General features: G+C 41.2%; 16 protein-coding genes. 4 read left to right on the top strand and 12 right to left on the bottom strand.

The genetic code is table 11. The features are described 5' to 3' along the window. Positions 1-86: 86 nt before the first annotated feature. From CS931_RS10340 to CS931_RS10285, 12 genes are all read right to left on the bottom strand, one after another. On the bottom strand, positions 87-1,001 hold the full coding sequence (locus CS931_RS10340; RefSeq protein ID WP_099205714.1) for a glycoside hydrolase family 25 protein: 915 nt from the start codon (positions 999-1,001) through the stop codon (positions 87-89). A gap of 11 nt (positions 1,002-1,012) precedes the next feature. After that, complete coding sequence (locus CS931_RS10335) at positions 1,013-1,906, bottom strand: GH25 family lysozyme (RefSeq protein ID WP_099205713.1); 894 nt, start codon at positions 1,904-1,906, stop codon at positions 1,013-1,015. Between the two features lie 155 nt (positions 1,907-2,061). Next, positions 2,062-2,781, bottom strand: a complete 720-nt coding sequence (locus CS931_RS10330) for a CBS domain-containing protein (protein WP_099205712.1) — start codon at positions 2,779-2,781, stop codon at positions 2,062-2,064. Between the two features lie 2 nt (positions 2,782-2,783). Further along, entirely contained in the window at positions 2,784-3,128 is a 345-nt protein-coding gene (locus CS931_RS10325; RefSeq protein ID WP_099205711.1) for a DivIVA domain-containing protein, read from the bottom strand. After that, entirely contained in the window at positions 3,125-3,736 is a 612-nt protein-coding gene (locus CS931_RS10320) for a ribonuclease M5 (RefSeq protein WP_099205710.1), read from the bottom strand. The genes CS931_RS10325 and CS931_RS10320 overlap by 4 nt, the downstream gene beginning before the upstream one ends. Then, entirely contained in the window at positions 3,733-4,782 is a 1,050-nt protein-coding gene (gene holA, locus CS931_RS10315; protein WP_099205709.1) for a DNA polymerase III subunit delta, read from the bottom strand. The genes CS931_RS10320 and holA overlap by 4 nt, the downstream gene beginning before the upstream one ends. Continuing rightward, positions 4,782-6,962, bottom strand: coding sequence for a ComEC/Rec2 family competence protein (locus CS931_RS10310; RefSeq protein ID WP_099205708.1), 2,181 nt, complete (start codon positions 6,960-6,962; stop codon positions 4,782-4,784). The genes holA and CS931_RS10310 overlap by 1 nt, the downstream gene beginning before the upstream one ends. Further along, positions 6,959-7,498 carry a phosphoribosyltransferase family protein gene (locus tag CS931_RS10305; protein ID WP_099205707.1) on the bottom strand — a complete coding sequence of 180 codons (540 nt, stop codon included), beginning with the start codon at positions 7,496-7,498 and terminating at the stop codon, positions 6,959-6,961. The genes CS931_RS10310 and CS931_RS10305 overlap by 4 nt, the downstream gene beginning before the upstream one ends. Before the next feature lie 166 nt (positions 7,499-7,664). After that, positions 7,665-8,003 (bottom strand): histidine triad nucleotide-binding protein, encoded by a 339-nt coding sequence (locus CS931_RS10300; RefSeq protein WP_099205706.1) that lies wholly within the window; start codon positions 8,001-8,003, stop codon positions 7,665-7,667. A 142-nt stretch (positions 8,004-8,145) separates the two neighbouring features. After that, positions 8,146-10,776 (bottom strand): alanine--tRNA ligase, encoded by a 2,631-nt coding sequence (gene alaS, locus CS931_RS10295; RefSeq protein ID WP_099205845.1) that lies wholly within the window; start codon positions 10,774-10,776, stop codon positions 8,146-8,148. A gap of 374 nt (positions 10,777-11,150) precedes the next feature. Next, positions 11,151-12,746 carry a peptidoglycan D,D-transpeptidase FtsI family protein gene (locus tag CS931_RS10290; RefSeq protein WP_159459809.1) on the bottom strand — a complete coding sequence of 532 codons (1,596 nt, stop codon included), beginning with the start codon at positions 12,744-12,746 and terminating at the stop codon, positions 11,151-11,153. Between the two features lie 113 nt (positions 12,747-12,859). Continuing rightward, positions 12,860-13,414, bottom strand: coding sequence for a lysoplasmalogenase family protein (locus CS931_RS10285; RefSeq protein WP_370738191.1), 555 nt, complete (start codon positions 13,412-13,414; stop codon positions 12,860-12,862). Between CS931_RS10285 and CS931_RS12980 the strand changes: the two genes are divergently transcribed. The 4 genes from CS931_RS12980 to CS931_RS10270 all read left to right on the top strand — a co-directional run bounded on the left by CS931_RS12980 (position 13,320) and on the right by CS931_RS10270 (position 16,454). Next, entirely contained in the window at positions 13,320-13,550 is a 231-nt protein-coding gene (locus CS931_RS12980) for a hypothetical protein (protein ID WP_242964981.1), read from the top strand. The genes CS931_RS10285 and CS931_RS12980 overlap by 95 nt on opposite strands. 220 nt (positions 13,551-13,770) lie before the next feature. Beyond that, complete coding sequence (locus tag CS931_RS10280) at positions 13,771-14,421, top strand: TIGR01906 family membrane protein (protein ID WP_099205703.1); 651 nt, start codon at positions 13,771-13,773, stop codon at positions 14,419-14,421. Between the two features lie 87 nt (positions 14,422-14,508). Continuing rightward, the gene (locus CS931_RS10275; RefSeq protein WP_099205702.1) at positions 14,509-15,285 is read left to right on the top strand and encodes an ABC transporter ATP-binding protein; all 777 of its coding nucleotides are present in this window, start codon (positions 14,509-14,511) and stop codon (positions 15,283-15,285) included. Continuing rightward, on the top strand, positions 15,282-16,454 hold the full coding sequence (locus CS931_RS10270; RefSeq protein ID WP_099205701.1) for an ABC transporter permease: 1,173 nt from the start codon (positions 15,282-15,284) through the stop codon (positions 16,452-16,454). The genes CS931_RS10275 and CS931_RS10270 overlap by 4 nt, the downstream gene beginning before the upstream one ends. Positions 16,455-16,562: the final 108 nt, after the last annotated feature.

The raw sequence follows: 16,562 nt of genomic DNA, 5'->3' as shown, positions 1-16,562 counted from the left end.
ATATAAACCTCTTCTATAATAAAAATTGACAGACAGCTCATCTGCAAAATTTGCAGATGAGCTGTCTTTTTGCATGAAACTTCAAACTATTCATAGCTTTTAAAAGCCAGATTGATGTCGACCCCTGTTGATATACCTGGCACTTGACCACTTTCAGTATACTGCCAAATTTGAAAGTTGTAGTAAAAACTCGGCTTAGGCTGATATTCAGCATACCACATGTCATAGTCTTTAAGATGCTCCAAATCAAAACCGCTATACCCTAAATGTTTGTTGGTATAAAAAGCCGCGGTTTTTCCGCCCTCTTCTACTTTTTTGCAGAACGCCTCTGCAAAAGAAGCCAGATGTTCCATATCTAAATTATGGGTTCTTGGCGTTTCTTCTTGCGATATGACAGTTTCCCAATCAAATACAACGGGATAACTCACCTGATATTCTGTTATCTCTTTCAGCACAAATTCTGCTTCTTCTTCTGCTTCTTTTGCTGAAGTGGCTTGTGAGAAAAAATAGACACCTACAGGGATATCGTTTGCCAAGGCCTCCTCCATGTTTTGATGAAAGAATTCATCTAAAAATAGGCCGCCTTCTGTCATACCTCGATAGCCAAGTCTGATAATGGCAAACTCAATGCCGCTGTCTTTCACTTTTTTCCAGTCAATCTCTTGCTGATGACTAGAAACGTCAATACCAATTTTGGCATTCGGATAGGTTTTATAACCCTGCTTATTTTCAGAAAACTGGTTTAAATCATAAGTGTTTAAATCAACATCATATTCAGGAATTAATGTGCGTCCATTATAAATATCTTCTATGTAGATTTTTAATGTTTGTCCATCACCGGCAAAATCTTCGGCTGTTTCATCAGAAAGCGTAACCGGTACTTTAACTAACTGAATGATGAGTACAATCAGCCCAATAACAATCAGCAATAGTGCTGCTCGCCAACCAAGCCAAGAAAGATTTAACCGCTTAATCCCGTTTTCTAATTTCTTTCTCAACATGCACGCACCTCCTAATTATATTTCTTCAGTGCGATACACATTTCAACTGTGTCTGCAATACCAGGAACTTTTCCTTCTGCAGAATATTCCCAAAGCTTAAAGTCATAGTAAAAAGCAGGAGTTTCTTGATATTCGGTATACCACATATCATATTCGGCCAGCTTAGTTAAATCAAATTTTTCATATCCAAACGTCTTATCTCCATAAAATCCAGCCGTATATCCCTCTTGCTTGACCTTTTGGCAAAAAGCGTGAACCACGTTAGTAATCTGTTCTGAAGTAGCATTGGTGGTGCGTGCTTCTTCTTTGGTCTTAGCCGCATAATCCCATTTAATCATGACAGGATATTTCACCTGATAATCTTTAATTAGATTGAGAACAGTTTCTGCTTCTTCAACTGCTTCTACTTCTGTCATCGCTTGAGAAAAGAAATAGACACCAACATCAAGCCCTGCATCTAAGGCGCCTTTTATATTCTCTTGAAATTTAGTATCAATATAAATGCCGCCGTCTTTGTAGTCACGAAAACCAACTCGCAGCAGAACAAACTGAACCCCACTGCCCTTTACCTGTGACCAGTCAATCGAATCTTCATTTTTATTTTTAATAGAAATGCCGAGTGCAGAATTCTCATAACTCATCACACCCTGCTCGTCCACCTTAAACTTGTCGGCGGCGTATTGACTCAAGGGAATGTCATATTGGGGAATCTGCATTTCGCCATTATAACTGTCTTTTACAAAAATACTGCCGGCTTCTGCTGTTTTTTCCAAAAGCTGAACGGGCGTATCTTCTGTATTTTTAGAGGGTTCACGAGTAGCAAAGAAAATGGAGAGTCCTATAATTGCCAGCAACAAAAAAGAAACAACTGATAAAAAAGCGGTTTTTTTCGTTGTTTTATCCATAAAAACATCCTTTCAAATCAAAAAGGCGATTTCTCTTCGCCTTAACAACCAAACACATTATCTTATATTTTTTATATTGTACACGATTGAACAGCAAAAAGCAACATTCTAGCAAATTTTGCCGAATCTGCCTTACATCAAAAAGAGCTGTCTTCCTACCCGGAAACAGCCCCATTATCTTTTTCATTCAATACGTCACTTGGCACAATCATACCGAGAAGAGGTTCTTCCTGTTTGCCGGTTTTTGTAATAAAAACGACTGAAACTCGCTTGTTTTTGGCTTTTGGACGCTGAAACATATTGCGCACTTCTAAATATGTCGTGTCCGCTCCGGCAAAAGCATAATTTTCTTTATGCACTTCAACCGGCAAATGAGCGCGAAACTGTTCCATTGTCGTATCCACCGTAATGGATTTGCCGCCATTTAGAATATATTGGAAAATGCTTCCGGCACTAAATACCCCTTGAAACAGACCGTTTTCCATAACGGGCACATGAGAGTACCCATTCTTATCCATAATCTCCATTAAGCGTAGCACTTTTTGCGAGAGAGAAGCTTTCATGATATTTTTGCCCTGTACAGCATAGTCGAGTGCTAAAGGAGGTTTGCGAATATAGGCAAGAATCTCCCTCATTGACTCAATGACAGGCTCTGATGGTTCTGCAACCGGCATGCCACCAATATTAGGATTATGGGTCAGCAAATTTCGAATTTCACGGCAAATATCAAGCTTGGCACGCACAGGTTCACTGTCCTGCTCCTTTGAAAACTCCATCACAACGCTAGAATAGCGCCGTCTAACACCGCGATATCGTTCTTCAAGTTCATCTTCCATTTGCTTATATAAATCCAAAAATTCATTTACATCTGCCATAGTTACTCCTCGTCTGATTTGTTTTCTTGTAACTCATTCTTCTCTTTTTGTAAGCTTTTTATTTCCTCAATGAGCAAATTTCTTTCTTTAATGAGTTCGTCACAAATCATGACTTGATAAGCCACCGAAACTTCTTTTGCCTCTTTCTCTTCTTTTTTAACTTCTTCTTGCTTATTCAGTGCTTCTTCTTTTTCTTTTAGTCGGTTTTCAAGGTCACTTTTCTCTTTTTGAAGCTCTTCAGAAGCGTGAATCACTTTATCAATAAATTCATCGACCTGCGAGCCTAAGTACCATTTGCCTCTTGTCGTGAAACGAACCGATTCAAGACCTTTTTTTGTCAGTTTCATTCTGCATCCCCCTGCTCACGATTCTTAATATTTTGTGCTAATGCAAAAAACTCCTGTCTATCGAACAGTGCTGTAAGCACTTTAAAAAGCGAATTAGCAGGCATATTTTCGGGAAGATCCAACCGCTTCAGCAATTCTTGCCTTTTTTGGCGGCTATTATCACCACCGGTTAGCCCAGCTTCATAAAAATCTTGCCTAGTGATTTTTTCAGCAAGCCTCTTTTCTTCGGCGATTCCCTGTGCACCAGCCCCACGCAAAGCTTCTAAAATAATCTTGCTTTCCACTCCCTCAACACCAAGCTTACCCTCTTTAGAGGCCGTCTTTTTCCGCTTTTCTTTCCCTAAAATATCAGGAATATAAGCGTGTTTAATCTTCTCTGGGTCGATGGCAGATGAAAGCTTTGCACGAATCATGAATCCCGCCGAATCACTGTCTGTCAACACAATAATGCCGTTGGTATCGGCCAATCGCCGAATCAGCTTCATTTTCTCTTTATCTTTAAAAATGCCAAACCCATTGGTAGGAATAATCACGCCGTCAATCAAAGAAGAAAGCTTGATTTTGTCGTATTTTCCTTCTACAATGATGGCTTCTTTTACTTGAATCACGAGGCTTTCTCCCCTTTTGTGCAAAGTAAGAGCTTGGCAATCAGCGCATCCATTAAAATAGGAGCCTCCATTTTAGAACTTTTTAGCGCAATATCGGTATCAAGCAAAATCAAAAGGCTCTCTCTCAGCACTTCAATCGGCAGTGCCTTGGCGTTTCTCTCTGCTTTTCGCAGACGAAATTCTCTGCCGCGATATTCTCCGTACTCTGCCGGAGCGGAGAAATTGAGCCCACTCTGCACAGCCGCCTTAACTCGCATCATGTCAACATAGGCCGACGAGAGTGCCGCCAACACTGCCACAGGCTGTTCACCACCATCAACTAGTTGGTGCATGAGCTTATATGCTTTTTCATAGTTGCCGCCCACTAGTGCATCGGCGAGCAAAAACACGGTTGTTTCCGTGCTTTTGGTGACCAACTGTTCAATCATGGTTCTTGTGATTTCGTTCTCATTTGCAAATGCACAGAGCTTGTCTACTTCATTCATCAAGGCTTTCAGGTCTGAGCCTGTATATTCCACCAAGCATTCAGCATTTTGCTTTGTGAAGCTGCAATTTCGCTTTTCAGCTTCGCGCATTACTCGTTTTATTAACTCTGCTGAATCTCTCGGTTTAAACTCAATCACAGTTCCTTTTTCCGTAGCTTTCTTGAGAAAATTTTTCCACTTAGCAGGATTTTTCGCTCCCACATCCACTGTTGGAAAATAAAAAATCAACACCGTGCTGTCAGAAAGATTCTCAAGAAGCTCATGCAGTTTTTTAACTTCTGTCGTGTTTTTCTCGTCAGGATTCCAATCTGCCACAACTACGCATTTTCGTTCTGCCATAAGCGGAAGTGCTTCGGCAGCATCGGCAATTTTATCAATGCTTGCCTGCGAGTTAAACTCATTCAGATTGAACTCCAAAAAATCTTGACCGGCGGCTTTTTGAATCAATTGTTTCGCTGCCTGATTCAGCACATATTTTTCTTGCCCATAAAGTACATATAGAGGCGCAAAATTGGCCTGTGAGATTTGTTTTTTCAATTCTGTTTCTTGTATTAAAGGCATCAATCTGCCCTCCTTATCTGCATTTTTTGATGGGGGAAAAGATCAAGATAAATTGTTTTTTGTGCCGCAGAGGATAGATATACTCCTTGCTTGGCATTTTCTGTTACTAGTATATCATCTGAAAGCAAAACAGTAAACGGGGAATTCACTTTTGAGTCTATTTTTTCTGTGATTACTATCTCTGCTTGGCTATCCGGCATTTCTCCTACTTCCAATATCATTTCCGTATTTCCATAAGAAAGCCATATGCCGCTTTGGGTAATCTCCCACGCTATGTCCTCAAGCCAATCGACTTGGACAGAATCGCTGTACAGCAGCTTAGGCACTCTCTCCCAGTTTTCTTTCAAGTTTCGGGGAATATAAACATCGTTCTGCACGGCAATTTGTCTGACAGAATAGTGTTTGAGAATTTCTTCGGCAGCTGTTAACGTTTCTCTGCTGTCAGAAGCCAATAACAACCCACTAATCTCTCTGATATTATTTTTCATCAAAATTTCTCTAACTGCATTGGTATTGTACCCTTCTATCGCCAACACAGCCGCTTTTTCCCCTTGCATGACAACCACAGTGGGAGAAGTTCCCGAACTGGATACGGCAACGGTTACACTATCTCGATACTGCCATCTTTGCACGCCTACTGAAGTAAGTATAATTAAGAGGCTCATAGCAAAAGCTGTTTTTTTAGTCGTTTTGGTCGGCTTGAAAAGACATAGAAAAGCAAGCAAAAGCAAAATACCGCACAAGGCAAGCACGCCATACCCTTCCATAATGCCGATATAACCGTCAAATTCTGCCATAACATTCACAATCCACACCGAAAGTTTTGCACAGACCCCCGTTAATAATGTGAATGGCATAGATAATGGTAGGTAAATCGGCCAAAGCAAAAGGGCAAAAACAGCAAAATAAATCATAACGGTCGAGGGTATGGAGAGTAATAATGTCGCCATAGGTCCAACGAGTGAAAGCCCTCCAAACAAAAAGATTTGGATGGGCAAGACAAAAATTGTTGCTGCAAGACCAACGGCAAGCGGAGAAACTACTACTGCCACAAGCTTTTTGATTCGCTTACTCTTGATGAAAGGTTTCATCATTCCATTATTTATCGGTTTTGTTAGTTTTAGAATGCCAAGCGTTGCAAATACAGAAAGCAAGAACCCAATATCACCGCCTGCCATGGGATTAGTCAGGCAAATTAGCAATGTGGCAAATCCCAGCGAATTCACGCTGTCAGACTCCCTATCAATCAGCTGAGCCGTTAGATAGACAATGCTCATAATACCGCTTCGAATCACCGAGGTTTGCAGTCCTGTCAACAATACAAAACCGACGATACCTAATATGGTAATAAGATTGGCAGCTTTTCGAGGTATTCTCAAAAAAGAGAGGATTCCCAGCATAAACGCTGATATTAGCGTCATGTGCATACCCGACACGACCAAAAGGTGGGTTGTACCTGTCTTGCGAAAAGCAAAATCGATGTCGCTGCTAATGCCTGAACGGTCACCAATCAGCATAGCGCTGGTCACTGCGGCTTCTTCATCGGGCAGCATGAATCGTAGCTGTTTGCTGAGTGTTTTGCCCAGCTTCTGAAAATAGTAAGTAAACGGTTTATCAGGGTTTGCTGTGACTTTGGCAGTATAATCGCTCATATAAGCCGAAACGGGAATTCCTTTTGCCCAATAGGAGCTTTGCGAAGAAAATCCAAACTTTTCTTTGTGGGTGAAAAATTTAACCGCTGTTTGAATCTTATCATACGGTTCACAGTCAATTGCTTTTGAGGCCGATAAACGAATGGTGAATGGTTTCATTTCAGCCAATTTACCGTCTATGGTTACAGTCTCTATTTTTACTTTATAATAAAAACGCCCATACTGATTTTCGGGGAATCCGATGATTTCTCCGGTAATGGTGGCTTCTGTATCTTCTAAAGTTTGATAAGGTTCATAATTCATTCTAGCCGAAAAGCCATACAAAAAAAGAGACAGTGATACCGTTACCAGTACCACTGAAAAAATTGCATATTGCTTAAAAAACGCACGCTTTTTCCAAAGAGAAAGGGCAAGAAAACAAACCATGCCCACGGCTGATAGTGCCAAAGCCACAGTATCTCCGATGAAAACACAAGCCATCAATGCCGCTAATGCGGCAAATCCTATGACGGCAAACGGTCTTGTCATTCTTTAAAGAAAAGAGGCAGCGGCTCTAAGAAAATAATATCATCACGCTCTTTGGCGTCGCCTTCTGCCAAAACGCAGGCTTTACCCACTACTTTTCCGCCAATGCGGTGCAAGAGTTCTTCGATTGCCAGCAAAGATTCACCTGTGCTGATAACATCATCTACAATCAAAATTCTCTTATTTTTCAAGTTTTCACAGTCACTGGATGACAGATACAGCTTTTGCACACTGCTTGTGGTAATCGACTTCACTTCCACAGAAATCGGGTCTGTCATATAGGCTTTCACGCCTTTTCTGGCAACCACATAATTGCGGCAGCCTATTCTTGCCATTTCATAAGCCAGCGGAATCCCCTTGGATTCTGCGGTGACAATGATGTCGTGCTCGGGGCATTTTTCCATCAAAGCTTCTGCCGTTTTCTCTGTGATTTCTACGTCACTGAACATGACAAATCCGGCGATATCCAGTTTTTCATTAATTGGACAAATCGGCAGTTTTCTATCACATCCGGCTATCTTCATTTCATAATATTCCATATTTTCCTCCCAAATCGTGCCTAAGTTTGATAGCGTGGTTGAGCTACATTCACGCCTTGCTAAAAAGCCACAACAATCTGCAAGCAAATTGTTAGCAAAATTTCTTGCCTTTCATCATTTCAGAAGCATACACGCTAAAGCGAATATGCTTCTTGATTTCACTTCATTATCCGGGCGGCCAGTGCATACCGCGACCACCGAGCATATGAAAATGCAGGTGTTTGACACTCTGCTGCCCATCTTCTCCCACATTGGTGACAATTCTAAAGCCGTTTTCTAGCTCCAAATCCTTTGCTACTTTGGCAGCAGCTTCATAAATGTGAGCAACCAAATGGCTGTTTTCTGGCGTAATATCGGCTGCTGACGCAATGTGCTCTTTGGGTATAAACAACACATGTACAGGAGCCTGCGGTTCTAAGTCTTTAAAGGCCAGCACCAAATCATCTTCATACACTTTGGTACTTGGAATTTCTCCGTTGGCGATTTTGCAAAAAATACAATCCATGTTCTTCCCTACCTTTCCGGGCTCAACCCTGATTGATTACTTAAAAACTCGGTGAACCGTATAATCAATTTGAACTGTTCAGCAGACTCTCTCATGAGCTTTGCCAAATTGTGAATCATACGGTGCAACCTTTGTTTTATTTTTACCCCAGCATTGCTTTCACGATGGTATGCACTTCTGCCAAGGCTGCCGACAATTTGCTCTCGTCTTTGGCACCAGCCATCGCAAAATCAGGACGTCCACCGCCGTTGCCGTCTGTGAGAACAGCCACTTCTTTTACAAGATTTCCGGCTTTGACACCTAGTTTTTGTGCCGCCTGATTGGCTCCGGCAACCAACATGATTTTCTCTGCATTTTTGCCTGCCAAAACAGCCACGGTCGGCTCTTGTTTATCCTTGACTTTATCACACATAACTTTCAGTGCTTCTGCCTCAATATCATTAAATGTGGCCGTAATCACTTTGATTCCCCCAACATCTTCTGCGTTTTGAAATAGACTTTCTACATTGCCTGAAGCGAGCTTTGCATTCAGACTTTCAATCATTTTATCTTTTTCGCGCAGTTCTGTCAGCAAGGTTGCAATACGGGTTGGCAATGCACTGTAATTTCCGATTTTCAGCGATTTTACGGCTGCTGCTATCATATTTTGATAACTACCGATTAAGTCTAAAACGCCTTCGCCTGTTACGCCCTCAATTCTGCGCACACCAGAGGCAACTGAGGATTCCGTCACAATTTTGAATAAACCAATCTTAGATGTATTATCAACATGTGTTCCGCCGCAAAGCTCTTTGGAGAATTCTCCTGCTGAAACCATACGCACGACATCGCCGTATTTTTCACCGAACAAAGCCATAGCGCCTGCTTTTTTAGCTTCTTCTACGCTCATTTCAGCTACTGTAACCGGCAGTGCTTGTAAGATAACTTCATTGACTTTTCCCTCAATTTGTGCTGTTTCTTCTGCTGTGAGAGCCGAAAAATGAGTAAAGTCAAAACGCACATGCTTGGCATTGACAAGCTGCCCTGCCTGTTCAACGTGTTCACCTAGCACTTGGCGCAAAGCTGCTTGCAAAAGGTGAGCCGCCGTGTGATTGCGCATCACAGCATTGCGATAATTGGCATCAATGAGAGCATTGATATTGTCGCCTGTCTTAATCGTACCGCTTTCTACTGTTGCACGGTGCAAAAATACACCTACACTGTTTTTGGTGACGCCAACAATGTTTAGTTTTGCCCCACCGCACATCATCACACCGATATCAGCTGTCTGCCCACCGCCTTCTGCATAGAAAGGAGTTTTATCCAGCACGACAATAATGTCATCGCCTGCACTGGCTGATTCAACCAAAGCGCCGCCTTGAATCATGGCTACAATCTTAGATTCGCTCATCCACTCATGATAGCCGACAAATTCAGTAGCAGCTAGATGTTCAGCGGCATCGCTTTCGCCTGCCCACGCATCGGTATCAGAGTCTTTTCTTGCCTGTCTGGCACGCTCTTTTTGCTGTTTCATCAGCTCTCCAAAGCGTTCTTCGTCAACTTCTATATTCTTTTCCGCTAAGATTTCTCTAGTTAAATCCAGGGGGAATCCATACGTGTCGTTCAAAAGGAAAGCATCATCGCCTGAAAGCGTTTTGCTGTCCAACTTCTCAACAATGTTATTTAAGATTGAAAGTCCCTGGTCAATGGTACGAGAAAAGCTGTCTTCTTCGTTGCGAATCAGATTGAGAATCATCTCTCTCTTTTCCCCGAGTTCAGGATAAGCAGATTGGTTAATCTCAATAACCGTTTCTGCTACATCGGTCAAAAATACACCTTGAATACCCAAGAGCTTACCATGACGAGCAGCACGACGAATCAAACGGCGCAGAACATAGCCTCTGCCCTCGTTTGAGCCCATTACACCGTCGCCTGTCATAAAGGTAATACTACGGATATGGTCAGCAATAACTTTAATGGAAACGTCTTTTTTATCGTCGACTTTGTATTCTGTTCCGGCAATCTTGGCGATATGAGAAATAATGGCCTGCATGGTGTCAATTTCAAACACGTTGTCTACACCCTGCACAACACAAGCCAATCTTTCAAGACCCATGCCGAAATCAATGTTTGGCTTGGCAAGAGGGGTATACGTGCCTTTGCCGTCTGATTCAAACTGGGAGAAAACAATGTTGCCCACTTCTACAAAGCGGTCACATTCACAGCCAGCTGCACAGGTTGGTTTGCCACAGCCTGTGTCGTCACCACGGTCAAAATAGATTTCAGAACAAGGGCCGCAAGGACCTGTGCCGTGCTCCCAGAAGTTATCTTCTTTGCCAAGGCGCACCATGTGCGAAGGGTCAATCCCGATTTCTTTTGTCCAAATATCATAGGCATCGTCATCTTCAAGATAAACAGAAATATGCAGCAATTCTTTTGGAATCTTCAAGGTTTCTGTAAAGAACTCCCATGCCCAAGCAATTGCCTGCGGTTTGAAATAATCACCGAAAGAGAAGTTGCCGAGCATTTCAAAATAAGTCAAGTGACGAGAGGTAATACCCACATTGTCAATGTCATTATTACGAATACATTTTTGGCAAGTGGTCACACGTTTGCTTGGCGGTGTTACCTCACCCATAAAGAATTTTTTCATCGGCGCCATGCCCGAGTTGATCAGCAAGAGACTGTTATCATCTTTTGGCACTAGCGAAAAACTAGGCAGACGAGTGTGCTCTTTGGTTTCATAAAAGTGCAAGAAAGACTCTCTCAGTTCATTTAGTCCCATCCATTTCATTGTTGCAGCCATCCTTTTTGAAAATATAGTTTCATTTTCTTGTTCTGAAAACATGGTTTAAACACACAAAAAAGCCTTCAATCCCTCTGTAACAGGGACGAAGGCAAAATCTCCGTGGTACCACCCAAATTGCGCTAAAGCGCCGCTTTTTCATCGTTAACGCCGATTGACGCCCTGCTCTCGCAGCGGTGTGCCGGTTTATCAAACCAAAATGAGCGGCCTGCTTTTTTGTAGCTCTGACAGGTTTTCAGCCTAGCCCTATCTCTCTTTAAAAGCACCAAAAAAACATCTTCTCTGCACAAGTATATTTCTTGTCTTTATTATATTCTGAACACTAGTTTCTGTCAATGCCCTATCTCTACAAAATTTACGTTTTATATTTGTGTTTCAAGATAGTCTGCCATTTCTTTAAATAGCGACGCTGTTAGCCCCTTATCATCTACCACAGATTCTCGCATAATCACGATAACATAACGAGGTTCTGTGTCGTCGCAAACATAACCGGCATACCAATAATGATTCTTTTCTTCCCCCTCTTCATAAATTCCGGTTTGAGCTGTCCCCGTTTTTGCGCCTGCTTTTAATCGTTTTGGTTTACCTCTTTCGCCCGTACCGCTTTCAACAACTTGTTCCATCGCTTCTTGCAATTTTTCTGCCGTTTGGGTTTGCATGATTCTAACTTTAGACACCTCTGAAACATACGAATCTATAAAATCCAGCGAATCATTGACAACACCCTCAATCAGTTTTGGCTGTGCATATTCGCCGCCAGAAGCAATCGTATTGACCATAGCTGCCACTTGCAGCGGTGTAACCGTCACGCTGCCTTGTCCAAAAGAAAAATTGGCAAAGGCGCGCTCGTTTTGCAGTTCTTCTGTGGTCGGTAAATTTCCCTGTGCGGCAGTTAATCCCTCTGCTAATGTCAGACTTTTCCCAAAGCCTAAGTTAGACGTCATCGAAAGCAGCGGAGATGCTCCTATTCGCTCTCCTAAATGAATAAAATAGGCATTGCAAGAATTTTCTATTGCTCCCAATAAATCCACCTTACCATGCGCTATATTATTAAAACAATGGAAATTCATACCATTCACGGTAGCAAAACCTTTGCAGTTAAATATAAAGCCGTCTAAGCCACTTTCAATGGCTTGTGCCGCTACGGCAAGCTTGAATACCGAACCGGGGCTATAAGCCGAAAGTGCCCGATTGACCAGCGGAGAATCTTCACGATTCATGACTTCTCCCAATGTGACAGGAGAATAATCAGGCACACTTGCCAAACCTCTTATTTCATTGTTAGGCACTTCGGTTACAATAATGCTGCCTTTGCCTAGTTTTTCAGCAAGAATCTCCGCTCTGTTTTGTATCATCCCATCAAGCGTCAGCACAACTCCGGCTTTGCTTCTTTCGGTTGTGTCAACAATTTCTCTTGAAGCCCCCGGAATGACTCTGCCTAAAGCATCGGTTTGATAATATACCGCAATTTCTCCATAGTTTCGCATTAGTACGTCGTTCATTGCCAATTCTATGCCACTCACGCCGTTACCTGTGCTGTCGGTATACCCAATGATATGAGGTGCAATCTGATTTTCAGTATAGCGGCTGGTAATGTTAAATACGTCTATGTTTTCATATTCAGTTTCTGCCCCAACCGTGTATAAAAAAGGCTTTCCGCTTTCTAAATAGGAGGCAAAAATTTTTCTTTCCTCTGCTGTTGCCGATGCATTGAGCTGCGCCAATATCTCCACCGATGGCGCTACTGCCGCCACTGTTTTTTCTTCTCTGTTTACAAGCGGTTCTTTGTCGCGGTCATAAATCATACCTCGTGAAGAAGTAACTGTCAGCTTATAAGCACCTTGTTGATTGGCAGCTTCTAAATAAGCTTTTTCCGTTGATGTTCGTGCCATTGACCAAGAGGCCATTCCCAGCAAAAAAATCAACAGCATATAAAGTCCATAACTTCTTTTTTTCACCCGTACACCTCCCCTTGTTTTTAACTTACAAATCATCTTAAGACATTTTTAGATTTGCATAATTATAAAGAGTTTGCGTTCTTTTCTTTTTTTCATACAAAGCCAAGCATAATTTACATCTTGTTTATTTTTTCTTTATTCCACGAACTGACTACTAAAAAATATTGAGAAGGCAAGTAGAATACCCATGAAAGGTAAATAATCCAAGCGGGAGATAGCACATTTGGCAGTCTCAACAATACTTGATAGCTGATTACACACACGTCACAAATCACCAGAAATACCATGCCCACTGTCAAATACCTTTGATTATATTTTTGCCAGTCTACATGGAAAGAAGACATTAGATTCAGAAAAAGGAGAAAACCATACAAGACGGTCATGGATATCAGCATGATATTCCCGATTGGCAAATCAGGATAGCTAAAAACGGCCACCCACAAAGCACTATAGGGAATCAATAGCCACCACCATTTTTTTATTTTTTTGCCTATTCGTTTTCGATGACACAGATGTGCCAGACAAAAAAAAGAAACCCCAATGCTATGACCGACTTCATTTGGTTTTAAAATTTTGAAAAGCAAAAAAACATCTGCTACCAGCGTAAAGAACAAAGCAGCTATTAACCATATACTATCTTTTACCGATCGTGGATTGTGGAAACCAATCCATATGGCGAAAAAAAAGCATAAAGCTACTCCGCTATATTTTAGAAGCGATGATTTAAAGGGTAATGACAGAGAGAAAAAATCAGCAGATACAAATAAAAATCCGCAAACAGCAATTAGTAAACTAAAACTATAAAAGATTATTTTTTTGCCGTTTTCTCTCATAATAACTTCCTTTTATTGCTTTTTTCATTTTTTAAAAAGCTTTTCTTTTAGCTTGTAAGTTTTCTTTGTGTTTGTTACAATAAACCTCATAGAATCTCTTTACTTGCCATGGTTTACTATGCGTAAGACGAGCTTCTTTATTTTAGTAAAATCACGATATTTGGTTATTATGCCGCACTTAGGAGAGCTTTATGAAAAATCAAAAATTATTTACCGTTTCCAATATCTTGACGGCTTTTTGCCTGACCTTATTTGTATTGACTGGAGCTGTCATTTTCACGCTTAACTTCCGCTTGTTATACGTACTGGATGTAAAGTTTTTGGATATTGCCGGACAATCCGGTATCAGCGAAACCGACATTTTTCGCAACTATCACGCACTGATTGATTACAACTCCATTTTCATGAGAGGTGACTTGCAATTTCCCACCTTGGCAATGTCTGAATCGGGTCGAATTCATTTTGAAGAAGTGAAGAATATCTTTGTCGGAGTGCAAATCCTTTTTGGGATATCGCTGGTTGGCACTATCATTTCTTTTGTTTTAAAACTCCGCAAAAAGAACACCAGTTTTTTAACGCTTTCCTCCATTTTTTGCATTGGAGTGCCTTCTCTGCTGGGCATTTTGATTGCCAGCAACTGGGATGCTTTTTTTGTCGGTTTTCACAAGCTGTTTTTCCGCAATGATTATTGGATTTTCAGTGCGGAAACTGATCCCGTTATCACTATTTTGCCTGATGCTTTTTTCATGCACTGTGCGCTGATGATTTTAGCTTTGGTATTTTTAGGCAGCCTCCTCTTCTTTTTAGTAGGCAGAACCCTCTCTAAAAAGCTGAAATCTTAATAAATCCTTTCCTTTAAACGGACTTAATAGTAAAATTGTTCTCATTTTGTTATAATGCTGTTTACACTTGTACTGAGGAGGAGCTTTATGAAAGAAAAATTACAGGTCAATCACCTGAGCAAAACATTTTCTCTTTCTGCTAAGCAGCAGAAAATTGAGAAAACAAAAGAAAAATATAGAAATGCGGTCAACGACTTATCTTTCTCTGCTTATGAGGGCGAAATATTCGGATTATTAGGGCCCAATGGTGCGGGCAAAACCACCACTTTACGTATGCTTTCTACTTTAATTAAGCCTGACAGCGGGGATGCCTTTATTGACGGCAAAAGCATTGTAAAAGAACCTGAAATTGTGCGGGGCAAAATAGGCTTTTTAACAAGCGAATTAAAAATGGAAGACTATTTCACTCCCAATTATCTGTTTGATTTCTTTTCTGATTTACACCAGGTACCTCTTGATGTCCGCAAAACAAGAAAAGAGGCTTTATTTTCACGCTTTGGAATCGACCAGTTTGCTGAAGTCAAGGTTGGCAGCCTTTCAACGGGTATGAAACAAAAAGTCTCTTTAACCATTGCTTTGGTACATAATCCTGATGTTATCATCTTTGATGAACCCACTAATGGTTTAGATGTTCTGACCGCAAAAGTTGTCACTGATTTCTTGCAGGAAATGAAAGCAGAAGGCAAAACCATTATTGTCTCTACTCATATCTTCAGTTTGATTGAAAAAATATGCGACCGTGTGGCTCTTATTATTAACGGCAAACTCATTACCTGTGATACCCTGCCAAACGTCATGAACGGTCTTTCACTAGAAGACCGCTTCTTTGAAATCTATTCTGAAATGGTAGGTGACGAGATATGAAAAGTAATATTCTTACTATTGTAAAGAAAGAGCTATCTCGCTTTTTTACTGATAAACGCTTGATATTTGGTACTGTTCTTTTACCCGGTGTTATGATTTTTGTCATGTACTCCTTTATGGGTGAGGCCATGACGAGCCTTTTCCAATCGAACGACAAGCCTGACGCTGTCTCTGTTGTCTCTATGCCAGAATCCATGACTGCGGTCTTTCATGCGGCAGAGATTGAGTATAAAGAAGTGCCTGCTTCTGACATTGAAACAATCAAAGGTCAAATTGCTGAAAAGGAAACCAACTTTCTTATTATTTTTCCTGAAAATTTTGATGCCGATGTGGCTGCCTATGATATCTCTTCTGGCAAGCCCGCGCCGAATATCTCCTTTTTCTACAATAGCTCTGATACGAACTCAAGCAATTTGCAAACCCAAATTCTCGGTATTTTTGATGCCTACGAAGCCACTTTGAGCAATCGTTTTGACATCAATGCTGGTGGACAAAATGCAGATTTAGCCAGTGAAAAAGATTTGAGCGGCATGATTTATTCCATTTTAATGCCCCTTCTTCTCATCATTTTACTGTTCTCCGCTTGCATTGCCATTGCCCCTGAATCCATTGTGGGCGAAAAAGAGCGCGGTACTCTTTCTACGCTGCTAGTTACTCCTCTGCGCCGCAGTGAACTTGCCATCGGCAAAATCTTGGCACTCTCTATTGTTGCCTTGCTAAGTGCTGTTTCCAGCACACTGGGCACGCTTCTTTCTTTGCCCAAGTTAATGGGCGGCGCTGTTGACAGCGGAGGTATTTTTTATACAGCTGGTGACTATTTCTTCTTAGCCATTATTATTCTTTCAACCGCCCTGCTTTTTATCTCTTTGGTCTCTGTTATTTCTGCCTTTGCCAAAACCATGAAAGAAGCCGAAACCTTCACATCTCCTTTAATGATTGTTATCACCCTAGTTGGAGTAAGCGGCATGCTTGGCTCAAGCCCGAAAAATCCAGCGTTCTACTTGATTCCCATTTATAACTCTGTGCAGAGCATGAGTTCTATTTTCTCATACGACATCACTCCGCTGAATATTCTTGTCTGTGTCGCCAGCAATCTGGTTTACACCCTTATCTTTGTCTTTATACTGACAAAAATGTTTAACAGTGAAAAAGTTATGTTCTCTAACTAAATACATGATTTATCATCGCTAAATGACTGATAAAATTTCTATTCTAAGATATAACAAAAAGCATATTATTGATTTGTCCTCTTATTAAGATACTTACAGGAATCATGA

The organism is Scatolibacter rhodanostii (genome assembly GCF_900197595.1).
GTDB classification, from domain to species: domain Bacteria; phylum Bacillota; class Clostridia; order Oscillospirales; family Acutalibacteraceae; genus Scatolibacter; species Scatolibacter rhodanostii.
The sequence above is the reverse complement of the archived record's forward strand: the minus strand, read 5'-3'. Positions and strand labels throughout refer to the sequence as shown.